The organism is Leptolyngbya sp. FACHB-60 (assembly GCF_014695775.1).
Taxonomy (GTDB): Bacteria; Cyanobacteriota; Cyanobacteriia; order Phormidesmidales; family Phormidesmidaceae; genus Nodosilinea.
The window spans coordinates 167,745-193,686 of record NZ_JACJOX010000028.1; the positions used below are offsets into that span (position 1 = coordinate 167,745).

15 protein-coding genes are annotated in these 25,942 nt (G+C 50.3%); 6 read left to right on the forward strand and 9 right to left on the reverse strand.

Translation table 11 applies throughout. The annotated features are described in order from the left end of the window. Window positions 1–205 precede the first annotated feature (205 nt). Both H6F57_RS27150 and H6F57_RS11925 read left to right on the forward strand, forming a co-directional pair. Entirely contained in the window at window positions 206–931 is a 726-nt protein-coding gene (locus tag H6F57_RS27150; RefSeq protein ID WP_199294732.1) for a tetratricopeptide repeat protein, read from the forward strand. A 3-nt stretch (window positions 932–934) separates the two neighbouring features. Then, window positions 935–1,384: a hypothetical protein gene (locus H6F57_RS11925; RefSeq protein ID WP_190629687.1), complete on the forward strand. Its 450-nt coding sequence runs from the start codon at window positions 935–937 to the stop codon at window positions 1,382–1,384. Between the two features lie 81 nt (window positions 1,385–1,465). Here H6F57_RS11925 and H6F57_RS11930 read toward each other — a convergent pair whose 3' ends face one another. The 7 genes from H6F57_RS11930 to H6F57_RS11960 all read right to left on the reverse strand — a co-directional run bounded on the left by H6F57_RS11930 (window position 1,466) and on the right by H6F57_RS11960 (window position 9,152). Beyond that, window positions 1,466–1,978, reverse strand: a complete 513-nt coding sequence (locus H6F57_RS11930; protein ID WP_190629686.1) for a hypothetical protein — start codon at window positions 1,976–1,978, stop codon at window positions 1,466–1,468. 334 nt (window positions 1,979–2,312) lie between these two features. Continuing rightward, entirely contained in the window at window positions 2,313–4,325 is a 2,013-nt protein-coding gene (locus tag H6F57_RS11935) for a response regulator (RefSeq protein WP_190629684.1), read from the reverse strand. A 9-nt stretch (window positions 4,326–4,334) separates the two neighbouring features. Beyond that, the gene (locus tag H6F57_RS11940) at window positions 4,335–6,464 is read right to left on the reverse strand and encodes an ATP-binding protein (protein ID WP_190629681.1); all 2,130 of its coding nucleotides are present in this window, start codon (window positions 6,462–6,464) and stop codon (window positions 4,335–4,337) included. Then, window positions 6,461–7,468: an ATP-binding SpoIIE family protein phosphatase gene (locus H6F57_RS11945; RefSeq protein WP_190629680.1), complete on the reverse strand. Its 1,008-nt coding sequence runs from the start codon at window positions 7,466–7,468 to the stop codon at window positions 6,461–6,463. Before H6F57_RS11945 ends, H6F57_RS11940 begins: the two co-directional genes overlap by 4 nt. A 14-nt stretch (window positions 7,469–7,482) precedes the next feature. Further along, window positions 7,483–7,881, reverse strand: a complete 399-nt coding sequence (locus H6F57_RS11950; protein ID WP_190629678.1) for an anti-sigma regulatory factor — start codon at window positions 7,879–7,881, stop codon at window positions 7,483–7,485. Then, window positions 7,868–8,284, reverse strand: a complete 417-nt coding sequence (locus H6F57_RS11955; RefSeq protein WP_190629676.1) for an STAS domain-containing protein — start codon at window positions 8,282–8,284, stop codon at window positions 7,868–7,870. The genes H6F57_RS11950 and H6F57_RS11955 overlap by 14 nt, the downstream gene beginning before the upstream one ends. A 16-nt stretch (window positions 8,285–8,300) precedes the next feature. Continuing rightward, entirely contained in the window at window positions 8,301–9,152 is an 852-nt protein-coding gene (locus tag H6F57_RS11960) for an STAS domain-containing protein (RefSeq protein WP_190629674.1), read from the reverse strand. 650 nt (window positions 9,153–9,802) lie between these two features. On the opposite strand from H6F57_RS11960, the gene H6F57_RS11965 reads away from it, so the two are divergent. The 3 genes from H6F57_RS11965 to H6F57_RS11975 all read left to right on the forward strand — a co-directional run bounded on the left by H6F57_RS11965 (window position 9,803) and on the right by H6F57_RS11975 (window position 20,018). Next, on the forward strand, window positions 9,803–13,123 hold the full coding sequence (locus H6F57_RS11965) for a non-ribosomal peptide synthetase (protein WP_190629672.1): 3,321 nt from the start codon (window positions 9,803–9,805) through the stop codon (window positions 13,121–13,123). Next, window positions 13,120–18,945 carry a non-ribosomal peptide synthetase gene (locus H6F57_RS11970; protein ID WP_190629670.1) on the forward strand — a complete coding sequence of 1,942 codons (5,826 nt, stop codon included), beginning with the start codon at window positions 13,120–13,122 and terminating at the stop codon, window positions 18,943–18,945. Before H6F57_RS11965 ends, H6F57_RS11970 begins: the two co-directional genes overlap by 4 nt. 281 nt (window positions 18,946–19,226) lie before the next feature. Further along, a complete protein-coding gene (locus H6F57_RS11975) occupies window positions 19,227–20,018 on the forward strand; it encodes an MOSC domain-containing protein (protein WP_190629669.1) in 792 nt (263 codons plus the stop codon). A 164-nt stretch (window positions 20,019–20,182) separates the two neighbouring features. Here H6F57_RS11975 and H6F57_RS11980 read toward each other — a convergent pair whose 3' ends face one another. Both H6F57_RS11980 and H6F57_RS11985 read right to left on the reverse strand, forming a co-directional pair. Further along, window positions 20,183–21,829: an ATP-binding protein gene (locus tag H6F57_RS11980; RefSeq protein WP_199294733.1), complete on the reverse strand. Its 1,647-nt coding sequence runs from the start codon at window positions 21,827–21,829 to the stop codon at window positions 20,183–20,185. Continuing rightward, window positions 21,826–22,374 carry a methanogen output domain 1-containing protein gene (locus H6F57_RS11985; RefSeq protein WP_190629666.1) on the reverse strand — a complete coding sequence of 183 codons (549 nt, stop codon included), beginning with the start codon at window positions 22,372–22,374 and terminating at the stop codon, window positions 21,826–21,828. Before H6F57_RS11985 ends, H6F57_RS11980 begins: the two co-directional genes overlap by 4 nt. Window positions 22,375–23,523: 1,149 nt before the next feature. Here H6F57_RS11985 and H6F57_RS11990 point away from each other — a divergent pair. Continuing rightward, window positions 23,524–25,926 (forward strand): hypothetical protein, encoded by a 2,403-nt coding sequence (locus H6F57_RS11990; protein WP_190795006.1) that lies wholly within the window; start codon window positions 23,524–23,526, stop codon window positions 25,924–25,926. Window positions 25,927–25,942 lie beyond the last annotated feature (16 nt).

Here is a 25,942-nt window from a genome sequence, read left to right on the forward strand (position 1 = left end):
AATTGTTAGGCTGCTGTATGCTCGCCTCTCATCAACCGAAACTTTTCCAAATCATGATGTTTTCCTTTCCAAAAACCACACCGGAGCTAATCTAAGGGAGTATGCCTATTCTTGTATAAAAAACAACTAACAAACGGTAAATGACAAGCATCGAATAATAAATGTAAGATTCAGTTTGGGAACCAATTTGGGATAGATGATAGTTATGCGACTACCCATTGGCAAACTAATCGTCAGCCTTGGCGTTATCCTGGCAGTCGGAACGCTACCAGCCCAGGCACAAGTTTCAGAACGTCAAGTTGCAGCATTGGTCGAGGCGCTTCGTCAAGCAGCCCCTCAAACGGGGCGTGCCGATGACGGGCTCTATAGTGACTGGCAGATTATGCCAGGAAACATCCCTCGGTGGTCAAGGTCATGTATTGGTCGAGAGCTTTCACCGACTGAGTTTGAGGCTAGCCCAGACGTTGCCCGTTCGGTTGTGACCTGTGTGATGCGGGATATCCTGAAAGAGGAATATGGCGCTAGCGGTAACGATGAAATGCTAGCGGTGCGGCGATCCGCTGCCTGGTGGATGCGGGGTGACCCGTCTCAGTACAACAGTTCTGAAATCGCAGAGTATGTTCAAAAGGTTGTGACTGCCTACGAGGGGCAGCAAGGGACAGCAGCAGCAGCGACTGCGCCCGCGTCTCAATCTTCGCCACCTTCGGCACAACGACCGCCTCAGTCATCAGAGTTTGATCGCTATATGGGGGCAGGATATGCGGCAACGGAGCAACGCGATTATGAAACCGCGCTGCTCTATTTTCAACGGGCATTAGACGAACGCCCTAATAATTCCTTTGCTCAGCGAGCCATACAAAATGTTGAGCAGTATCGCACGGCCCCTTCTGAAGATGCGTCTGATAGTCAATCTGAGCCTAATCCCCAGTAACCTATGAAAACTTTGCTTGTTGGTTTGGCCGCGATTATTTCTGCTGTCGGTGCTTCTGGTGCGCTGGCTCAGTCTAGTCCAGTAGACTGGGTTGAGGTGACGCGCAATGCTGTGGGCGATCGCTTCATGGTAGAGCGTAACTCGATTCAATTTAGGGATGGAGCTGTTTGGTACTGGGAACATCGCAGCTTCCCTGAACCGAACAACGCCTTTGTCGGGGTTGAACTGGAGCAGCCAGTTCATGGTGCCATGCTGTATCGCTCTGTCGATTGTGCAGGCGGTGTTTCTCGGCTCAGGCAAATCATTGCTCGTGACAAAGATGGGCAGGAGATTCAGCGCATTAACTATGGGGATGCTGGTCAGTTGACACAACCTCAGGCAGGCAGTAGCGCCGCAGCCGTCTTGCGCTTTGTCTGTGACCAACCCCAGGCAGGACCACCTGCATCCTCATGATGGCGCTGTAGTGCAGCTCAAGAGCAAAGAACTTTGACTTAATAAATGTTCAAGCTCTAAATACATTTTCTCATATTAGAGTTATGCATCTTCTGTATTGCGTTGATAAAAGAAGGTTTTAACGGTTTCTGCCGAGATAAGAATTGAAGCACCGAAATGAAAGTCGATGACTAGATAGTTGTGCCAATCCTCCTCAGCTATTTCGTCGGTACGAAATAATCCTTCGACTTCAACAATCGGCCATTGAGCTTGTCCAACTATTTCATCAATAGTTTGTATTGAAGCAAGTCTGGCTTCGAGATATTTAAACGAAGAGGTAGGATCTATAGCTCGTAGCCTTTCGTCAGTAGCAGCAGGTGTTTCCTGAAGGCGTACAAAGTTTACCTGATCAAATATGAGGTTTAGATCAATTGTTATTTCGTTGGTGAAAGCTGCTTCATTCCAGTAAACTTTTCCTTTAAGATCGAGAGTGAATGCACGCTTTCTTACGTCATAACTATAATTTTCGAGTGTGAAGGCGTTATGTAGATCAAATATTTGACCGGCAATGTGTAAATAGATTCCCTGGTCGATGGAAAAGTTAAGCAGTTTCATAATATTTTGCCTCCAAGCTTTTTATAGCTGTTGTCCAACTACATACTCAGTGCTAAATGTAACGGGTAAGTCCCGGCCTTTAGGATGTTATCTCTTACTTTTGGTGGCTAACTTGGAGGAGCATGTAGTCGTCGATTATCCTGAATAAGTGCTTATCAGGCAGCTTTTGGTCGTACAGCTTAGAAGCGCTTGCATTGGTAAGCAAAGTGCTGCTACATGGTTGGCGAAAGCGATCGCACCCATAACCCCTCCAACAGTCGTTATATATGGGTTGAGTTCTGAGACCACCCTACCCTTTGTGTGTTCTTACAACATAACCACCATTTCTGCGACACTACCCCTCTTTTTGCACTAGCGTCCAAATCGTTTTCAACAGGGTTTCTGGCTCAATCGGTTTAGTAATGTGCTGCTGAAATCCGGCTGCTAATACTTTCTGCTGATTACTTTCTCCAGCATAGGCGGTAATAGCAACTGCTAAAATATCTCTGGTCTGGTCGGGCGATCGCTCCCTGATATGACGAATCAAATCGTAACCATCCATATCGGGCATGCCGATATCACTAATGAGCAAATCAAACTCTGCTTGCTGCAGCTGATCTAAAGCTTCACGAGCCGACTCTACCTGAGTAACCTTTGCGCCCTGCTGCTCTAACAAAAAAGTAACTAGCTCTCGCGAATCTCTTTCATCATCAGCAAAAAGCACTCGCAATCCATTGAAATGCAACTCTGAACTGTTGCGCGTCGACGGATGATCTGGATGCAATTTTGAAACAGCAATAATGGGAAGCCTCACAATAAAAGTTGAGCCTTGCCCTTCTCCTAAACTTGCAGCCTGAACGGTTCCGCCATGCAGGTCAACCAGGTGACTGACGATCGCCAGCCCTAAACCTAGCCCGCCAAAACTTCGAGTCGTTGTGCTGTCAGCCTGGCGGAAATAGTCAAAGACATAGGGCAAAAAGCTAGCGGTGATGCCTTTACCAGTATCACTGACCGTAATTTGAGCGTAGGTAACGAGGTGATGGGGGGATACGTGTTCTTCAACCTCTTCAATCTGCTCTAACCGCACCTTCACGCTGCCACCCTGGGGTGTGAATTTAACGGCATTGGAGATCAGATTCCAAAGGATCTGCTGTATGCGACTAGAATCTCCTAAAACTTGCCCAACATCAGGATCAAAGATTGTCTCAATTTGAATGGATTTTGCTTCAGCTGCAAGCTGCACAGTCTCAAGCGCGGATTTAATTGTGAAGGGTAGATTGACTGGAACTGTGTTTAAACTCAGCTTGCCCTGAAGGATGCGAGAAACATCGAGTAAGTCTTCAATTAGCTGCGCTTGTAACCTAGCATTTCGCTCAATTGTTTCTAACGCGTACTGCGTTTTTGCGGCGTTTTGCTGTTTGGTTTGCAGTATTCTTGCCCAGCCTAGAATTGGGTTTAAGGGCGACCTAAGCTCGTGAGATAACACAGCCAAAAATTCGTCTTTGATGCGATTTGCCTGCCGCAGTTGATCTGCTTGCTCACGAGTGGTTTCATACAGTGAATCCAGGCGTTGATTGCGCTCTTGCAGAGTAATTTCTGCCTGCTTACGTTCATCCTCGATCTGCTTGCGATTGGTAATATCTACCAAAATCAGAACGGCACCGGTGAAGGAGCCAAACTCATTTAGCACCGGGTCCATTGTTTTGGCAAACCAGCGTTCTTGACTTTGCAGTTCTAATAGCTGTCGCTGGTACGTTTCTCTAGCGCGGTAAAAACAAGTGCCGTCTCCCACCCCTAAGCTGGCATTCATCAACTCATAGTGGCTTTGCCCTAAAATCTCTTCAGCAGGCTTATCAAAAAGCCGCGTCATGGCCTGGTTACAGCGCAAAATTTTGCCCTGTTGATCGAGCAGGCAGACGCTATCATTAATGGCATCAAATGTGGTCTGCCACTCCCGCGCTGAAATTAGCGCTAACTCCTCTGCCTGTCGAATTCGGAAGAGCGATCGCACCGTCGCTAGTAGTTCAATCGGTTCGACAGGCTGAGCCAGATAACCGTCAGCACCGCTGTCTAATCCTTCTGCCTTATCCTGACTTTTGACAAAGCTGGCTGAGAGATGTAGCACTGGAATAAAGCGAGTTCGCGGGTTGGCTTTGATCTGGCGACAGACTTCAAAGCCGTTTAGATCTGGCAATTGTACGTCTAGAATGATCAGCGCTGGTTGATGTAGGGCAAGCGCCTCTAACCCTGCGGTTCCGGTCGCCGCTTCTACGACGGCAAACCCGGCATTCTGCAAAATCCGCCTCACGATGTAGCGATTCGCTTCGTTGTCGTCAATATGCAGAATCGTTTCGCTGGGCACAAACATCACGCATCCTCAAGCATCTAAAACGAGTCCGGCTTTAGCGAGGGCTTCTCGAAGGTGAGAGGCGGCTTCTGCTTGAGATGTTTTCTCCTTAGAAAGGATAGCGACACCTTGTTGAGCTAAACGGCTCCGGGTTTCTAAATCTAACTGGGTCGATGAGTGGATGATAACAGGGATGGACTGAGTAACGGGGTTATGCCGCAGCTGCTCAAGCGCCTCAAACCCGCTCAGCTCTGGCATTTCCAGGTCAAGCAGAATTGCTGTGGGTTGTTCATTCTCTGCCACGGCCAATCCTTCCCGTCCACTTGCCGCTTCTAAAAGCTGTAGCGGAATATTGGTCAACAACTGTTTAACCACGTAACGGTAGGTTGGGTCATCATCAATAAGTAAGAGTTTTTGAGCTTTGCCTTGACTAACCAGCGTGTTGAGTTTGGTGAGCAAGGGCAATCGATCCACAGGTTTAATCAGGAATCCCTCGGCTCCTAGGGCGATCGCCTGTTTTTCGTTATCCACGACCGTGATTACCAATACGGGAATGTGGCGAGTGGCTTCGTCACTTTTAAGCTCTCGCAGGAAGGTCCAGCCGTTTTGCCCTTCTAGCAAAATGTCTAGCACGATCACCGCTGGCTGAAGCTGCTCTAAGGCCTGTCTAGCCTGAGCCAGGGTGCGGGTGGCGATCAGTTGATATCTAGATGCTTGCAGGTGTTTTTCGTAGATAAACAGCGTTTCGATATGATCTTCGATCGCTAAAATGGGCAGGCGGGCTGGGTTCAGGGAGGTGATCGGTTGCAGTGAGTCCGGCAGCTCTGTCACTTTGGGGTAAACAATCGGAATGGAGACTGAAAAGGTAGACCCTTGACCCAATTCACTTTGAACGGAAACGCTGCCCCCCATTAGCTCGGCTAGCTTAGACGATATCGGCAGTCCTAGTCCTGTCCCTTTCACCTGCTTTTGCAGCTCAGACTCAATTTGCACAAAATCCTCAAAGATACGCTCCTGGTTGGCGGGTGTAATGCCGATGCCTGTGTCAGATACCGAGAGCTGAATCATCTGGCCGACTTGCTCAGCGGTGACGCGCACCTCTCCCTGTTCCGTAAATTTGAGCGCGTTCGAAATAAAGTTTCTGAGGATTTGAGCAATTTTTCCCTCGTCGCTATAGAGCGAGGGCAGGTCATCGGATTCGTCAAACACGAGCGACACCGAGGAACCTTGAACCAGCAGCGGGCGCAGCATTCCTCGCAGGGTGGCAAACAGGTCACTCACTTCAAAGGAACTGGGATTTACCTCAGTTTTGCCCGCTTCTACCTTGGCCAAGTCCAGTAGATCATTGACTAGCTCTGACAACCCATCGGCCGCTTTTTGAATGAACGTCACCTGCTTTTCTTGCTCTAGGGACAGATCCCCATCCATCCGAGTCAGCAGCATGCGAGATAGGGACAAAATCGAGTTGAGCGGCGTGCGAAACTCGTGGCTCATGTTGGACAGAAAGCGAGTTTTTAGCTCGTTTGCCTGTTGCAGAGAGCTAGCCTTCTCGTCTAATTCGGCATAGAGGGCAATCACGCCGCGGTTGGTGTCTTCTAACTCGCGATTGAGGTAAGTTAGCTCTTCTTCTCGCTTGCGGAGGTCGGCCATTGCCCGCAGCAGTTCCTGGTTTTGCCGCTGGATTTCGTCGTAGGGGTTTTGGGGCGATCGCCCCCCGACGGTCTCCCGAATCTGCTGCAGCTGTAGGTCTGTGAAGATGGGCGATCGCTTGGGTAGGGCTTTGCTAAGCCGCACGGTGGTTCCCTGCTCGGTCGATTCGATCTCGAAGGCATCCATCAGCCGGCGCGTGCCAGTGATTCCTAGCCCCATGCCGGTAGAAGACTGGTAGCGTCCGTCTAAAACTTCGCTCAGATGCGGAATCCCCCCGCCCTGATCCTGCACCTGAATCAGAAAGGTTTGGGGGCTTTCCTCCAGATCAAACTGCACCGTCCCACCCTGTGCATACTGAAACGCATTGCGGGCAATTTCTGAAACAGCCGTTGCCAGCCGTGCCTGATCTTGCCCGTCAAACCCCAGTTGTTCTGCCAGTTCGCGGGTGCGCTGCCGTGCCTGCACCACATCCTGTTCATAATGAATTTCTAGGGTGAAGAGGGTGGTCATGCTCCCGTTCCTTTCGCCACCAACATAGTTACATCATCGCGCTCTCGATGAAAATCGCGGTGCAACACACCTGCAATCAAGCTGGGATGTTTTTGACTTAAGCCGGGGTAGCGATCGAGATTCCACTGCGTACTAATGCCATCGGAGTGCATCGTCAGCAGCCCATTGAGGTACCAGGGGTAGGTAAACTCCTTAATCTTACGAACTTCATGCCCGACGGTGCCGTTGTAAGACATCATGTTGTGATGTTCGGTCGCCGAAGAAACGCTGGCCGCAATATTGCCGATGCCCGCAAAGCAAACGGTCTGCTGCTCAAAGTTGATTTCAGCGATCGCTAGGGCTGCCCCTCGGGTACTTCGCAACGCCGCATGGGCCGCTTCGATAATGCGCTGAGGCGACTGGTGATGGTGATCGTGAAACACTCGGATTGCCGCTGAAGCCGCACTGGCCGCCGCAGGCCCATGCCCTAACCCATCTACGACCATAAATAGGCCACGGTGATCATCCCCGTCCCAGGCCCAAGCATCCCCTGAGACCTCCTCGCTCAACTTGGGTAAGGCCACCACACCAATTTCAATGATTTTAGGTGGCGAATGAGCAGAAGTTTTTGCCCAGATATGCGCAAGCAGTGCAGTTCCTTTGTTGGGCTGCGAGTAGATGTCAAAGAGGTCAGAGAGGCGACGAATTGCGCCCAGCCCATTACCTGAGGTTCCGGCGGTAGAGAAGCCATCTTGCAGGCATTCCTCCACATCCACCATGCCAGAACCTTGGTCTAGCCCCAAAACCTCGATGCCAATGACGTCATCTTGGGCGATCGCTCGCAGCACAATCGTTCCGCGACCTGCGTGCCGAATGAGGTTGTTTGCCACCTCTGTTACCAAGAGGCCAACCTTCCCCCGTTCGGTTTCCTCAAAACCAAGCCGAGTGGCCAAGGCTAGAGAGGCTCGTCGGGCCTCTCCAGTTTGGCTCTGCTCGGTGATGGCGATCGCCATAGATTCATTCAATTGACGTCCTCATATTACTTCCAGCGTACGATGATTATTCGCGTTCCCTCTCCTACCACAGACTCAATTTCAAACTCGTTGGCCAGCCGTTTTGCACCTCCCAACCCCATCCCCAGCCCGCCCCCTGAGGTGAAGCCATCCCTAAGCGCCATTTCAATGTCGGGAATGCCCGGCCCCTGGTCTTCAAAGGTGAGCCTGAGACCCCGCCGCCCGCCGTCCTGAAGTGTTTCTAACGTGACGGTTCCCCCGCCTCCATAATCCAGGGTGTTGCGGGCCAGTTCGCTGGCAGCGGTGACAATTTTGGTTTGGTCTACTAAACCAAAGCCAATTTCAATGGCAAACTGGCGGACGGCTTGCCGAATCAAAACCACATCCGCAGAAGATTGAATTTTCATCTCCTCAATCTTCTGCATCGTCCTCTGCGTCCCATTTCGTCGCAATGAACTGAGCATTTGCGGATTTACCGACTGTGGCTTGCAACAGTGCCATTCCCTTTTCCACATTCAGTGCGGTGCGAATGCCGGTGAGGGACAGCCCTAGCTCCACCAGGGTAATGGCGACGGCAGGCTGCATGCCAACGACCACCGTCTCAGCATCCATGACCTGCGACATTTTGGCAATGTTGCCTAAAATTCTACCGATGAAAGAATCGACAATATCTAGCGCAGAAATGTCAATCAAAACTCCGTTTGCATTGGTTTGACTAATGCGATTAGTTAGGTCATCTTGTAACGTCATCGCCAGGCGATCGTGCATATCGACCTGAATGGTGACGAGCAAAAATTCGCCCATTTGAAGGATGGGAATCCGTTCCATCAGTCTTTCCTCTAACCTACTTGCGGGTGATGGTGGTTCCCTTTCGCTTTAATGCCATGAGAAAGGCATCAGCTAAGGTTGCTTTTGTCGTCACATCAGTTAAATCGATGCCCAAATATACGATTGTTTGGGCAATTTGAGGTCGAATGCCGCTGATGATGCAGTCGGCGCCCATGAGGCGAGCGGCTGTAACTGTCTTCAGCAAATGTTGAGCGGTCAGCGTATCGACGGTCGGCACTCCAGTAATGTCAATAATGGCAACTTCTGACCCGGTTTCAACAATCTTCTGCAACAGCGACTCCATCACGACCTGAGTACGGGCACTGTCGAGGGTGCCAATGATCGGCAAGGCCAAAATGCCTTCCCAAAGTTTGACCACTGGCGTAGACAGCTCCATCATTTCTTCCTGCTGCCGCAAAATCACCTCTTCCCGCGATTTCTGATAGGCTTCTACCACCAGCAGCCCCAGGCGATCGAGCAGGTTGGTGGCTTGCCAAATCTCTTCACCTAGCTCAGCGGAGCTGTGCAGCTGCTGCCGTAGACAATCAAAGAGTGGTCGCTTGAATGAAAAGATAAATGTAGCTGTTTCAGTAGGTGTGAAGCCTTTGTGGGAGCGCGATCGCGAAATGCTAGTCAGCATCTCGCGCACCTCTCGCCATTCGGTTGCCTGAATATTGCTCAAGTTGCCGGACTGAGCCGCGATGCGAAGCAACTTGAGAAATTCCCGGCACTCTACCTGGAGTTCTGCTTCCTTGATTAACCCCTTGCGGGTATTTGTAGCGAGCAGTTCCTGATTCCACTCCGACAGCAGTTCTGCCTCATGAGTTTTCAGTATCTCCGGTATCTTACTGGTGTGAGTCATTTCCATGAGGCAGTTTCCTTCATCCAGACCAGTGTAGGTTTCGTTCTAGACCTGCAATTGAGGGCGACTAGGGTGCCTCCCCAATGACAGATGTGAAACATCATCACCAGTGTATGGCTATTCCAGCCTGTTGGTTTTTCCTAAGGAAATAATTGTGCAACGCGACGGCCGAGGTTCACTCAGGCTATGGCTCACGATAGTGAGCACCCCAAACACAACTACCTTTTATACGGGTGGCGGGGAGCGATCGCCCCAGGCTACTCATCCATCAAGCCGTTTGAGTAGCACGGTAACCATGCAGAGCACGCTCGCTAGACACAACGGCTTTTTTAGCTCAACGACAATTACTTTTGTTCTAGCGCCGTGGAATTGTTAGCCGTAAGCATTTTGTCCTCGGCCAAACCATAGACTTTAACGAATGCACCTTACAGATTGAGCTTAATAGTATTCATTAGCCTTACCTAAAATCGCTGCAATTTTGATAAACAGGTTGAAACTGTTTCGTATAAATGGGCGCATTCAGTATGATGAACCCTTTTATTAGTGGGCACGCAACAAAAAGACACAAAGATTTTAGTCGAAATCTACCTTAAAGCATAATTCTTAATCCTTCTTTTTCCTTACAACAGAGTGGGGCTTAACTGATGCAGGTGTGAATGATTGTAGACGAACCGACTCCGGCGCACATCGAGGAAGATGTTTTTGTCTTTCCTGCCTCCTTTGCCCAGCAGCGTTTGTGGTTTATTGACCAGCTACTTCCAGGAGATGCTCTCTACACGAGTCCTCTGGTGTTTCGGCTTAGCGGTCATTTACAGCGATCGCACCTCCAGCGCAGTATGCAGGCGATCACGCAGCGGCACGAAATTTTGCGCACCTCGTTTGATGTGGTTGACGGTCAATTAATGCAGATTGTCGTGAATCAGGTAGATGTGCCACTGCCATTAACCGATTTGCGATCGCACCCTGCCCCCAAGCGCGAAGCCATAGCCTTACAAGACATCTGGCAAACCCTTCAACACCCGTTTCACCTCAATCAACGCCCCCTCTTTCGGGTGCAACTGTGGCAATTGCAGGATGATGAACATTTAATGCTAATTGCGCTGCATCACATTATTTTTGATGAATGGTCAAGCGGCGTTTTGATTCGAGAATTAGGTGAAGAATACGCTGCTCTAGTTGAAAATAAATCTACTGCACTACCCGAATTGCCGATTCAATATGCAGACTTTGCTCATTGGCAACGGCAATGGTTGCAGGGTGAAGTGCTGAACACTCAGTTGAGCTATTGGAAACAGCAGTTAAAGGACATCCCAGTGCTGCAATTGCCGGGTGTATCGTCGCCTACATCAGGACAACCATTATCCCAAGGGTCTCAGGGCGCAAGTCAATTGCTGGAGCTGCCTCAGCGATTATTGGAGGCGTTAGAAAACCTGAGCCAACAGGCAGAGGTGACGCTGTTTATGACCCTACTGGCGGCCTTTCAAGCTCTGCTGCACCGCTACACCGGACAAACCGATTTGGCGATCGGCACTCCCATTGCCAATCGGCATCAGAGTGAATTGGAGGGGCTGATTGGCTTTTTTGTGAATAGTCTGGTGCTAAGGACTAACGTAGAGGGCGATCCGACATTTCTGGAATTGCTAAAGCGAGTACGAGAGGTTACCCTAGCTGCCTACGACCATCAGGATTTGCCGTTTGAAAGGCTGGTCGAGGAACTACAACCCGTTCGTAACCTCGGTCAAAATCCCCTATTTCAGGTAGTATTTGCTCTGCAAAACACACCCATGACGCAACTAGAATTGCCGGGATTAATTCTCAGTCCGGTAGATCTAGAAACCAAGACATCTCGCTTTGACCTGGAATTTTACGTCTGGACCTGCGGAGATAACTTTAGAAATTTGTGGGGTAAGGGTTGGCAGCAGTCAGACGGGTTGCGCGGAATGGTGATTTACAACACCGAATTGTTTGAGGCAAGCGCGATCGCATCGCTGCTCAAGCACTTTCAAACGTTGCTAGAGGGAATTGTTGCCAACCCAAACACGCCTCTTTCTGCCCTGCCATTACTCACAACTGAAGACCAACGAGAATTACTTCACCGTTGGAGCAGCAGCCCATCCAGTTATCCCACCGACGAGTGTATTCATCATCTGTTTGAAGCGCAGGTGAGAGAACGACCCGATGCGATCGCGATCCAATTTGGCAACCAACAATTTACGTATCAGCAGTTGAATCAGGGCAGCAACCAACTGGCACGATATTTGCAACGGTTGGGCATTGGTGCAGAAATGCCTGTCGGCATTTGTCTGGAACGGGGGATAGAAGCGATCGCCGCCATGTTGGCGATCCTCAAAGCGGGAGGGGCATACGTGCCTCTCGATCCCAGCTATCCGGTAGAACGGTTGCGCTTTATGGTGGAGGATGCGGGTATTAGTGTCATTCTCTCCGAAGCAAACTGGGCAGACGAGTTGCAGACAGCGACCACCAACGTAATTTGCTTAGAGCAAGCATGGGACGCGATCGCCCAGGAATCAGATCAGAACTTGTCCATTCCCTCTACCGCCGATCAGCTTGCCTACGTGATTTACACCTCTGGCTCTACGGGAACCCCGAAAGGCGTTATGGTGCCCCATCGAGCGGTTAATCGGTTGGTGTGCAATACCGATTACGTGCAGATCACCGCTGGCGATCGCATGGCGCAGGTGGCGAACCTTGCCTTTGATGCCGCCACCTTTGAAGTGTGGGGTGCGTTGTTAAACGGCGCACACCTGATCGGCATTGAGCGAGAAACCACGCTGTCTCCCTCTGATTTTGCGACCATGTTGCAGGAGCAGAATATTAGTATTCTGTTTCTCACTACTGCTCTATTGAATCAAACCGTTAGTCAAATTCCCGAAGCCTTTCGATCGCTCAAATACCTGCTGTTTGGCGGTGAAATGGTGAATGTTGATCGGGTGCGATCGCTGGTGCAGCAGGGCAAACCCCAACACTTGCTACACGTGTATGGCCCCACAGAAAATACGACATTTTCCACCTGGTATGAAATTCAGGAAATTTCTCAAAACGCTACCACAATCCCAATTGGCATGGCGATCGCTAATACTCAGGTGTATGTGCTGGATGCCCATTTGAATCCGGTCCCTACAGGGGTCATTGGTGAAATCTATTTAGGTGGGAATGGATTGGCAAAAGGATATTTTAATCGCCAAGAGTTAACGGCTGAAAAATTCATAGATTGCTCATCTGCCATTTTGGCGGGGGAAACTATAAATGGGTTTTTATACAAAACAGGCGATCGCGCTCTTTATTATCCCGACGGCAATTTAGAATTTTTAGGACGCGTAGATAATCAGATCAAAATTCGGGGATTTCGAGTCGAGTTGAGCGAAATTGAGCAAGCGATCGCACAACACCCATCAGTGCAAACAGCGGTTGTCATCGTGCGGGAGCTCGACCAAGATCGACAGTTGGTTGCCTATATTGTCCCCAGTGCAGCGGAAGCCCCAACCGAACGAGAACTGCGATCGCTGCTAAAAAAACGGCTCCCTGCTTACATGATTCCTGCGGCGTTTGTTGTGCTAAATGCGCTTCCTTTAACGGCCAACGGCAAAGTAGACCAAAAAGCATTGCCACCCCCAGCGCTGCATAGAGCAGAACCCAGTTTAGCGGTGGCTCCTACAACGTCTGTAGAAGCAGCTTTAGTGGAGATTTGGGCAAAACTACTGGGACAACAAGTGGGCATTGACGACAACTTTTTTGAACTGGGAGGGCACTCCCTCTTAGCAACTCAGCTCGTTTCACGGGTTCGCGATCGCCTTCAGATAGAGTTACCCCTGCGCACCATCTTTGAAACCCCGACCATTGCTGAACTGGCGAAGCAGATTGACACTCTCCAGGCAACGTTTCAACCCAAATTCACCGCATTAATAAGCGATCAAAGCGGAGCCAATTCTCAACGACGTGAGGAAATAGATCTATGACCAACTGGGCGATCGCTGACTTTATTTCTCACCTCAACCACCTGGATGTCAAGCTCTCCCTCGACCCCGATTCTACCGTTGCAAGTAACCAGACCCGGCTCCGCTGCAACGCTCCCGAAGGCACCCTCACCCCCGCTCTCCGCCAAGAATTAACCGACCGCAAAGCCGAACTCATTACCTACCTACAGAAGAACTCAGATGGCAGAGAACCGCAGTTAGAAGGTAGTCTCTCATCCACCCCCCCACCCTCCCACCCATCCACTCCCTCTCCCCTCTCCTTCGCCCAACAGCGGCTCTGGTTTCTTTACCAGCTCGCCCCTCACAACCCCTTCTACAACGTACCTGCCGCCATTCGCCTCACGGGAACACTTGATCGATCGGCATTGGAGCGATCGCTTCAAGAAATTGTGCGTCGTCATGCTGCCCTGCGTACCCGATTTACAACCGTGGACGGGCAACCCGTTCAAGTTGTTGAACCCAACGCCAATGTCGAACTTGCTGTCGTGAATTTACAGTCGGTTGCGATCGGTGAACGCGATCGCATTCGGCAACAGTTAGCGACGGCCGAAGCCCAACGCCCATTTGACCTGACGACCGACTCTCTGTTGCGCGTGACACTGCTGCACTTTGATGCAGCGGAATCCGTGTTGTTGTTGACGATGCACCACATTGTTGCTGATGGATGGTCTTTAGGAATATTGATTAAAGAATTGGGGTATTTCTATACGGCATTTGTGGAGGAGCGATCGCCGGCCCTACCTCCCTTGCCAATCCAATACGCTGACTTTGCTCGTTGGCAGCACAACTGGTTGCAGGGAGAGGTTTTAGAAAAACAACTGAGTTATTGGCGGCAACAATTGCAAGACTTGCCTGTGCTGGAGTTGCCGAGCGATCGCCCCCGTCCTGCTGTTCAAACCTATCAAGGCGCGACCTATCCCGTACACATTTCCCCTACCCTTTCCCAGGCATTAGAGACGTTCAGCCAGCAGTCTGGAGCGTCTCTGTTTATGACGCTGCTGGCAGCATTTCAAACCCTACTTTATCGATACACAGGGCAGGAGGATATCGCGATCGGCTCTCCCATTGCCAACCGCCATCGCAGCGAGGTGGAGGGGCTAATTGGCTTTTTTGTGAACAGTCTAGTGATGCGGTCAAATTTGTCGGGCAATCCCACCTTTCGCGAATTGCTCGAGCAGGTTCGCCAGGTTGCTTTGGGGGCCTATGAGCACCAAGACTTACCCTTTGAGAAACTGGTTGAAGAACTAGACCCCGATCGCGACCTGAGCCGCAATCCCTTGTTTCAGGTTGCCTTTGCCCTGCAAAATGCCCCGATGCAACCCCTAGAGCTACCTGCACTGACGCTAGAACCTGCCCCTCTAGAGTCTGCCAGCACCCGCTTTGATCTGGAGGTGCACCTGTGGGAACCTGCCCACGGACTGAAGAGTTTTTGGCGATCGCAAGACGGTTTGGGCGGCTTTATCTCTTACAGCACTGATTTATTCGATCGCGACAGAATTGCGCGTCTGGTTGGTCATTTTCAAACGCTCTTAGAGGGAATTGTTGCGAATCCAGATGCCCGGTTGTCAGACCTACCGTTGCTCACATCTGAAGAATGTCAGCAGATTTTGCATGACTGGAGCGGATGTTCCTTCGATAGATCCCCCCTAGCCCTCGCTGACAATGGGGAGATCGAAAGTGCGGCTGAAGTCCCTCTTCAAGGGCAAACCGGCATAGAAACCTCCTTAACTAAAGAGCCAATCCACTTCCATCACATTGTTGAAGTCCACGCAAAACAGGCTCCAAAGGCGATCGCCCTTGTCACTGAATCCCAAACCCTCACCTACCAGGAACTCGATCAACAGGCCGAGCATCTAGCAGGCATCTTGAAACACATGGGGGTTCAGCCCAATTCATTGGTGGGGTTATGTGTCGATCGCTCTGCCGACATGGTGATTGGCATTCTCGGCATTCTCAAAGCAGGAGGAGCTTATGTGCCGCTTGACTCGACCTATCCGAGCGATCGCCTCCAATTCATTCTCGATGACACTCAAGTTTCTATTCTGCTAACGCAATCTTGGTTAGCAGCATCTTTGCCTACATCTCATGCGCAGATCGTTTGTTTAGAGTGCCCTCATCCCCCAACCCCTTTCCCCAAGCAGGGAGAAGGGGAGCAAGAGAAAGGGGAAAGTCTGAAGCTAGAAGAAACTTTCTTAGTTCGGTCCCCCCTCTCCCAGTGGCGGGAAAGGGAGCTAGGGGGTGAAGGGTCCCCCGATCTCGCCTACGTCATCTACACCTCTGGCTCCACAGGCACCCCCAAGGGAGTTTTACTCTCTCATCGGGGCTTGTGTAATGTTGTACAGGCTCAACAGCAGGTCTTTCAGCCTACCCGCACCAGCCGAGTTTTGCAATTTAGCTCTCTTAGCTTTGATGCATCCATCTTTGAGATTGCCCTTGCCCTTGGCTCGGGCGGCACATTGTATATTCCTCCGAAGTCTGCCCAACTGCCGGGTATGGCACTGATGCAATTTTTGCAAGAGAATGCCATCACTCACGCCCTACTCACGCCAGCCGTACTCGCCGTTCTGCCCTTAGGGGAACTGCCTAACCTTCAGGTGTTGATCACCGGGGGAGAAGCCTGCTCCAACCAGGTGATCGATCGCTGGGCTGCCAATTGCCGCTTCTTCAACGCTTACGGACCTACCGAAACTACCATCTGGGCAACCGTCGCCGAGCTTCAGCCCGGAGACAATCCCCTCACGATTGGTCGCCCTATTTTCAATACTCAGGTCTACGTTTTGGATGCCAACTTAAATCCCGTTCCGGCAGGCATTCCAGGGGAGTTGTATATCGGGGGGGCAGGAGTGGCCCAGGGGTATCTCAATCGCCCGGAGTTGACAGTAGAAAGGTTTATCAATACTGACTTAAAAAGCACCTTCTCCACACCCAACAAACAGCAAACAACCCTCTACAAGACAGGCGATCGCGTCCTCTATAACCGTGACGGCACCATTCAATTTCTGGGCCGAGTAGATCACCAGATCAAGATCCGGGGCTTTCGGGTTGAGTTAGGTGAAATTGAAACGATTCTACAGCGCCATCCTGCCATCCAAGATGCCGTTGTCATACCCTCCGCTGCATCGTCTCTAATTGCTTACTTCAGCCTTGATACTGAATACCTGCAAGAAACCAGTGTACGATCGCTCCAAGCTCAACACTTGGAACAATGGCAAACTCTCTACAACCAGACCTACCAATCCACAGAACCCACTCAGCCCCTAACCTCCAGCCCCCAGCACTTTGACATTACCGGATGGAACAGCAGTTACACCGGAGATCCCATTCCCCTTGAGCAGATGCAGGAATGGGTGAGCGATCGCGTTCAGCAAATTCTCGCGTTGAAACCTAAACGCGTTTTGGAAATTGGGTGCGGTACAGGATTGTTACTCTTTCAAATTGCACCGCACTGTCAACAATATGTAGGCACAGACTTTTCGGCTGTGTCCCTAGCGTCCGTTCAAACTCAGCTAGACACACTCAATCTCTCCCAGGTTGAGCTTTTGCATCGCACGGCAACCGACTTTGAGGAAATTGATCTGGCATCGTTTGATGTCGTAATTTTGAACTCGGTTGTGCAATATTTTCCGAGTGAAGCCTACTTAATGCAGGTCTTGGAAAAAACGATTGAAGCTGTAGCAGAGGGTGGCGTTTTATTCGTTGGGGATGTGCGAAATCTGTCTTTATTACCTGCATTTCATAGCTGGATGAAATTTGTTCAGGCAGACGCTAGCGTGGAGCGATCGCAACTCTGGCATCAAGTTGAGCGATCGCAATTTGAAGAACCAGAACTGGCAATCGATCCGGCATTCTTTTATGCGCTGCGATCGCAATTTACCCAAATTCAACAGGTTCACATTCGACTGACACGGGGTTGCAGTCAGAATGAAATGACTCAGTTTCGCTACAACGTTTTGCTGCGAATGGGACAATCTTGTGATGTTGATTTTAGGCACGAAACCCAGCCTACACCAGCTATTAAAGGAAACCAAAGGGAGCAACTTAACTGGAAACATCATCCAATGACTGTTCAAGAGATACAACAACAACTTCTTGCCACTAAGCCAGAGATTTTAAGTATCACAAACGTTTCTAATAGCCGAGTGAATGCCGCTGTTGCAACAGCAAACTGGCTCCAGAATAAGAAAGCACCCAAAACCGTTGGTCGAATGCGAGAGCTATTGCAAAACACTGAGAACTTAGCAATCGATCCGCAAGACTGGTGGAATTTAGAAACAACCCTGCCCTACACCGTAGAGATTACCTGGTCAGCATCTAGTGAGACTGGAGATTATGATGTGGTGTTGATTCGTCATGGGGTTAATGCAGCGGAGGATGTATTACCGCGCAACGAGCGATCGCCTCAGCAGTTCACCAACTATCCACTTCAGGCGAATGTCGCTCGGCACCTCATTTCTGAGCTTCGGCAACATCTTAGCCAGGCGTTACCTGACTACATGGTTCCTGCTGCGTTTGTGCCGTTAGCCACCCTACCGTTAAATTCGAGTGGTAAGGTCGATCGGCGTGCCCTCCCCCCGCTTGACCATGCTCAACACAACGATTCACCTTTAGCAGATAGGCCCCAAACCTCGACCGAGACAGCTCTGATTGAGATCTGGCAAGAACTATTACAACTCAAGCATATCAACCGTCACGATAACTTTTTTGAGTTGGGCGGGCATTCCCTATTAGCCACCCAAATGACCTCTCGCATCCGCGACACCTTTAAGCTAGAACTCCCGCTCAAAAACGTCTTTGCAGCGCCCACCATTGCCCAGTTAGCGCCCATTCTGGACGCACTACGCGATACCACCCCAAGCACGCCTCCCCTCGTTCGGCTCGATCGCACCGCTTATCGACGCAAACAATCGACGTTACTCAGTCAGCCGTCTCAGGTTATTCCCGCCCCTCCCCAACAGGAAACTCTAGAACACAACGAACCTGTCACCCCACCCCCTACTTCACCGCTAGTTCCCCTAACCTTGGGCGGTAGCGAGCCTCCCTTTTTCTGTGTACATCCTATGTTTGGGGTCGTATTTCCCTATTTAGAACTGGCGCATTACCTGAAGAGCGATCGCAGTTTCTATGGGTTGCAACCCTTAGGATTAGATGGCAAATCTCCTCCCCTAAATCGAATGGAGGCGATCGCGGCCTATTACATTCAGGCAATTCAAACCCTTCAACCCCACGGACCCTATTACCTGGGGGGTTGGTCTTTTGGGGGGTTAGTAGCCTTTGAGATGGCGCAACAACTAACTCAAGCAGGCGAAAAAGTTGAACTGCTAGCAATTCTCGATACTACGGCTCCCTGCACCAAACCCTCTTTCTGTCAGAGTCTTAAGTTTTTGGTGAAAACTGCCCTCTGGTCTACCCTGCCATTTTTGCTGGATATCGGCGCACTGGCGACCCATCGTCTGCATTCTAAAAACCCCTGGTTCTCTCGCTGGCAATGGTCAGCCATCACCCGACTCATTCCCGAAGAGTCCCGATTGCGCCTGTTGGATGAGTCTGCTGTTAATGCCATGCTGCCTATTGTCTATGCGAATAGTCAGGCAACCTACGATTATGTGCCTCAGCCTTACTCTCAAGCGATCGCGCTATTTAAGGCAGCAGAACAATCAGATGCCAATCGACATGATCAAACATTGGGTTGGAGTGAATTAGTTGAGAACATTCAACTGCACGAAGTTCCCGGCAATCATTTATCGTTGCTAAAACAACCTCATGTGCAAGTTCTAGCGCAACAACTCAGACATTATCTGATCTAGATACAGCGTTGCTCTGACTTCAGACAGTTACGGTGTTTGAAAAGTCCAACGGAGTCAAAAATTATGCCAACCGCCTGACCATGACACGGATATCGTTTGCTGAGCACGTGATTAATGGGTGTAAAAGTAACCCGCAACACGAAATTAAAAAGGGTAATTGTGTTGAATAGAGGACGCAGCGCATTTGTGAGTAGCCACTGCAAAGAAGTGCTGCTGAAATTGGCAAGACACCTGATTTAGGGTGCGGTCTGTTCCCTTGGATAAGCTATCAGCGGAAGGCAATGACTGCAATAGGTGTGATCGAAAGTATTTGGCGCTACCCTGTCAAAAGTATGGGCGGTGAGCAGATCGATGAAGTCTTTGTAGCGTTTGCCGGAATGATGGGCGATCGCCTGTACGGATTGATTAATGCCAAAGGCAACCCAGGATTTCCTTGGCATACTGCCCGAGAACAGGAGAACTTGCTACAGTACAAGCCTCGCTATAAGCGGCATGGCGGCACGCTAAAGCCCGAACACTTAGAGGCAGCGCAAAGCTTGGCCCCTGGCATCAACCCTGTCTATCCTGGCACAGAGCGGTTTACCGTTGAAGTCGAAACTCCCAATGGCCAAATCTATAATCTGAGCAGTGAGGAGTTTATAGCTCATATAAAGACGCTTGCTAACAGTGAGACACTGCACTTAAACTTTACCCAGAGAAGTCAGTATGACTGCCGTCCACTGTCTCTTTTCTCACTGCAAACCTGCGATCTCTTGAGCGCAGAGCTGGAGATGGATATTGATAAGCGGCGGTTTAGAGCCAACCTCTACATAACGTGGAACGACGGGAAACCACCTCTTTATGAGAATGAATTGGTCGGTCAACGATTAAGGATAGGGGAGCGTTTGGAAATTAGCGTTTTGGAGCGTGACCCTAGATGTAAAGTCATCACGCTAGATCCAGAGACATCTGAGGCTAACCCCAACATCATCAAGCATATTGCTCAAGCCCACGAAGGATACGCCGGGGTGTATGGAGCTGTATTAGTCGAAGGTATGGTTACAGCAGGCGATTCAATAGAGCTTGTAACCTAACGGGACGGGTTAGCGGCAGTCAAGCCTAAATCTGTAGGTTGGGTGAAACGCTAGCGAAACCCAACAAAGCCTACTTCTACTGGGTTTTCTCCGCTGGAGACGCTTCGCGAACACTTCGTTTCAACCAACCTACGAGAGCCCTAATTCTTTGACTTGACAAAGTACTAAATACCTTTGATTCGTCCAGCTAGATTCGCAAGCACTGCAATTAATTCAGCAGGTTCAACGGGTTTTGCAACATGGGATTGGAAGCCTGCTAACAGCGCAGCCGTGCGATCTTGAGATCGGGCATAGGCCGTGAGGGCGATCGCGGGAATTTGACCTCCACGCTCTGGTGCCAGTGCTCTGATTCGACGCAACAGAGCATAACCGTCTTCATCCGGCATGCCAATATCACTAATTAAGATATGCATGGGTGGCGAAGATGTGGTCAGCAAGGAGATAGCCTCGTCTGCTGAAGTTGCAACTGTGACGTCTGCCCCACAAATTTCTAGCGTGTAGGTGAGCAAATCCCGCATATCCGCCTCGTCATCCACGATCAGTATCCTCAATCCGTCTAGCCGCGGGGAGCAGACAAACGGAACACTGCCTCCCACCGCTGGATGCACCCGTTCAGGTTCAATTGCTGTTGGCCCAACGGCTATCAGAGGTAGTTTTACAGTAAACGTTGCGCCCTGTCCTTCTCCTAGGCTTTCAGCATGCACCGTTCCGCCATGCACCTCTACCAATTGGCGGACGATCGCTAAACCCAACCCCAGCCCACCAAAGGAACGGGTAGTGGAGCCATCTGCCTGACGAAAGCGCTCAAAGACGTGGGGAAGGAATTCTGCACTAATTCCCTGACCTGTATCTGCCACGACAATTTCAACATGAGAATTAATGCGTTGCAGGTAAACCTGAACCCGGCCGCGTTTCGGTGTGAACTTGATCGCATTGCTGAGCAGATTCCAGACAATCTGCTGTAACCGTTCGGCATCTCCTAAAATGGGACCTGCTGCTGGATCAAGCACCGATCGCAAGCGGATCTCCTTGGCATCAGCGGCAGGTCGCACCGTATCGATCGCTGCCTCAATGACCGGCAATAGCTCAACCGTTTGCACATTGAGGCGAATTTTGCCTGTAATAATGCGTGAAATATCGAGGAGGTCATCGATTAATTGCGCCTGAGATCTGGCATTGCGCTCGATCGTTTCCAGAGCACGATTCATCCTGGCTTTGTCTGCGCTGTTAGCCCGCAGGATCTGGGACCAACCCAGGATGGCATTAAGGGGGGTTCGCAATTCATGGGAAACGGTCGATAGAAATTCATCCTTCAGTCGATTCAGCCTTTCAGCTTCCATTCGTGCGTTTTGTTCTTGCATCAAAAGCTTCGCCCGATCTTCTTCTGCTCGCTGGCGCTGCCGAATCTCTTTTGCCAATTCATCAATTTTCTTGTTCAGTAGAGTAAATCGACTACTGGTAGACTCTCGGTTTTGTAACCGCAAGAAAATAAGTGCAGGCGCTTCGGGTGACCACGGCCGCATAACAGCCCCTTCACAGCGACACAAACAAGGCTCCTCATTGTTAAGAGTTAGGGACAATGAGCCAAGCATGATCTCTCGACTGGTGGAGCAATTCCGCAGATACTGTTTGACCTTATCTGGCGGATCCGTTACCAGATCAAAAATTGTCTTCCCTTGCGATATCTGACGAGGTAACCCCAGCAGTTTGGAAAATGCCGGATTGGCCGCCAAGATCCGACCGCTTCCCTCAATTAGAAGTATAGGTTCTGGCAAAATTCTGGCAACTTCGAGAAACTGTTCGGGAGTCACCCCTCGCTCTCTCCCTTGAAGTATTCCCTGCCGTGACTTTCTTCTGCCTCTGGTGTGGGTTTCAAATAAACGACTACCCGACATCCAGAGGCACCCGTCGCGATTGTCTCTTGCAGTTCTACTTTGGCGTATCCTAAATTGTCCGCTGCAATGGCACCAAACACATTGGAGGTCATCATACACATAGAAGGGCGATCAATGACTTTTTCAGCAAACGGACAAGCCCGATTTCCTAAAACAATCTTTTCATCGGTTTGTTCAATAATATAAAAGTCACCCTGGATTCGCCTCTTTAAATCCACAAAGACATCGGCTACTTGCTCTCGCGTTAGATAGGATACCTCTAGAGCCGCTTTATAGTCCTGGTCGATTTGCCTCCCCATATTTTGACCTACGACACTGATAAATCCTGAGGCTTCCTCTAAGCCCACGACATCCTGTAACGTACCCGCTAACTCGCGAATTAGGGTGCGTAAAAACACATCCCTCTCCAGAGGGATTTTAAGATCTTTTATGGGTATTTCAGGCTTAAACGAACTATCCATCGCCCTACTCTTAAATTTAAATAGAGTTCAACAGAAATTTATTCAACCATATAATGCCACCCCGCAGAGTGACCCGTAATATCACTAAAGATAGACAACCTTGTATAGGTATTGCATTATACCTGCACGAGCTGTAACGCAACCAGCCAACGCGGCTAAGCGGGCTGCATCATAGGGCAGCTCAGTATCATCAGTCACCCGAGTAATGCATTCTGTAAGATTGTTGAGCTGAGGCAGCGATCGCCTCACTGGAAGGAAACCATTGCGAATGTAACATTCACACGTCTCCCAGCAAGAGCCGCAATTTGCATTTTAGCTGCGGGTTGCTAGGGTTTTCGCGTTCTGTTTCTTCCCATTATTAAAGGAAACAGAACCCATGTTTAAACATCTCAAATCCTTAGCGTAATTTCCCCGGCGGGCACCGGCCCAACATCGAGCGGAGCACAAGATGCTGGCAAGGGTCTGGAGCGCAGCACTGGTGGGCATCGATGCCTTCGCGGGCACATCAAAGCCGCCATCGGCCAAAATGACGGTCCACGGCGGAAAGTTTCCTCATAAGGCCCGCTAACGACACCTTTTTACCAGGAGATACATAATGGCATTGAGAACCTCCCACAGGTTTATCTTCCAGAGCCATTCGCCTGGTTTAGCCTCAGGCATTAAGTCACTTAGTAGGTCTTACTGGGCACGGGTTAAGTTACTGGAATAGTCTTTTATCATGACCTCACTCCCGCGTTGCTTACTTCTATCTGTAACCTACACAAAGGGAGATTTTTACTCGCTGACTAACTTTTCAAACGTCCTCCTAGAAAGTGACTAGTTGGTTCTTTCAGAGAACTTCGCATCATAAAACTTTCAACTTATTGCTTGATTGAGGCTGCTTTCAGTTGATCGTTTGCTCTTTAATAGCTTTTACGACAGAGCCTGAACATAGCGGCTTGGGTTATTAAATCTATCATTCCAACTAAACAACTGTCACAAACGCAGATACTGTTGCGCTTGGAAATACGTTAACTGTATTTGAGGTGCTCTGATTGATTTGCATTATTGAAAAGTATGTAGTCTAAAGCCCTTGAGCTCTTGTACTTGTTCTCAATAGAGTTTGAATTTTCCAAATTCCCTTTATATATCCGATCGCAAGGTTTTGTAATGTTTCTGTTTTCTCAAGGGTTGAAAACGCTGAGTGCCGTCCTGTGTTTAGTGGCACTTTGTCCCGCTGCTGTGGCCGTTCAAATTAGTCAAGCTACTGTCCCAGCGGTAGTTCCGACCGAGAGCAGTGCGATCGATTGTGCAACTGAACTTGCTCTATTGGAGCAATCTGCCGTAAATGAACTGGTCGATCAGGCGCAGCAGCATGTCAACGATCGGCAGACCGAGGCAGCAGCGATCGCCCTAACTCAGGCGTTTGAAGCGATCGGGCAGGTGGAGGATGTTTCATCCAAAGTTACGTTGCTTGATCAGATTATCAACAGCTATGAAGGTAGTGCCGATCGCAGCTTGTTAGAGCAACTGGTCAATCAGGCTAATCCACCGCAGCGGCAGCAGGTTGCTGCCGTTTTGCCTCAGGCGGCGCAGGTCACGCAGAGCTTAAGCAGCGGCTACAGTGCCACAAAAACTCGAACTCTCACCTCGATCGCCCGCTACTACGGCATTTTGGAGCAGCCGCAGCAAACTCAAACTGTTTTGGCTCAGGCCTTGCAAGCCAGTCAATCAATTCGCGGCGCAGAATTTCAGACCAAAGCGCTGACCGACATCGCTCAAATTTATGTGGCGATTCATCAACTGCAAGCGGCTGTTCCTATCTTGGCGCAGTCGCTTCAGTTTGCTCAAGTTGCCACCTATCCCGATGCCAACCGCAGGGCATGGTCGCTAGAGCCAATCGCTCGACTCTACGCTCAGCTTGGCGAACCGGATCGCGCCCTGCAAGTCGCGCGGCAAATTGAGGATGCTCCTTACTACCAGTCCATCGCTATGATCGCTGTGATCGATGAATACTTGAAAGCTGGACAACTCAATCAAGGTGGACAACTCAATCAAGTTAGACTACTCGATCGCGCTGTTTCGATCGCCTTAGATATACCGGCGGATGACCAGAGAGCGATCATTCTCGGTGCGATCGCTGGTAGGTATGCTGAAGCCAGACAACCTGATCGCGCCGCCGAACTTTTGGGTCAGGCCCTAGAAATTAGCGCTCGCACTCGCACCACATCCGAACGGGAGCAGGCAGCCGTTGCGGTCATTGTGCGGTATGCCGCAGTGTGGCAAATTGATGATGCCCTGCGTGTCCATGCCCTGCGTCTCCTTGGAGATTTTGATGACCCAACGGCGAAAGCAACCGGGTACGGCGCGATCGCCTTGCTCTATGCCGAGATCGGACAGACCGAGCGTGCTCAAGCTACCTTAACTCAGGCAGTTCAAAACATTGCTGCGATCGCAGACCTCAGTAGTCGCAATCTTGTCAGACGGCAGTTGATTGATCAGGCGGTGCAGAGCGAACGTTACGATCTGGCGTTGCAGGTAGTGCAGACGGTCAGTCTTGCAGAAGAAACAGAAGAAGCATTCACAGGGTACGATCGCGCCCAAGACATAATCCAGCTTGCTAATCAAGCGATCGCCGCTAACCGCTATGATGATGCCCTGAAAATTACGCAGGCAATTCCACCAAACTATGTCGAGTGGCGCGATCGCCTGTTTTTGCAAATTGCTCGCGGTTTTGCAGAGGCTGGAGACTTTGATCGTGCTCAAGCCATGGCCCAGCAAAATGTTGATCCTGGCTTTCAGGCTCAAGTTTTTGCGGTTGTTGCGGCCCAAATCCAGCTTGTTGCTCAGCAGGTTGATTCGGCAACTGAACTGTTTAATCAATCCGTTCAACTAGCCAATACAGTTGATTCTGCCGCTGTAAAAGCCGAAGTACTCAGGGCGATCGCAACTGAACGGTTTAGAGCCAATCAGCCCGAAGCAGCAACGCAACTCTTGAATCAAGCGGTTGAGCTGGTGAAAACGATCGAAGATGAGGAAAGCCGCCTTTCTACGCTACAGGCAATTTCTGCCCAATTTTCCGCTGCAAATCAACATCAGGCCGCGATTCAGGTGACGGACGCTATTCTTGATGCACCCGTGCGTCGTGCTGCCGCAATCGCCGATGCGATCGCAGCAGCAATCGAGGGCGGGGATATATCAACTGCACTCGCCACGCTAAACCGTTTGGACGACCCAGCCACTAAAACAACCCTGCTGCTTAAAATTGCCGATCGCTATACCCAGTTGGGTCAGCGATCGCAAGCGGCAAGTTCTTTGGCTCAGGCCTTCCAGATAGCGCAAACCATTCCCGGTGAGGAATCGCAGACCGTTAACGTTCGAGGTGGTGAGAATCCGTTAACAGTTGAAGACGAGCAAGATCGAGGCAGCTTGTTGGCGGCGATCGCGCTGAAATATGCTCAGATTGGTCAGGAGCAGCAATCGCTGCAAGTCGCTCAAGCTTTGCAAGATCCTGCCGGTCGTGATGCCTTAATGCTGCGACTGCGTTGTTATGGGGCTACGCCAGCACAGTGAGTGCACGAAAATGGTC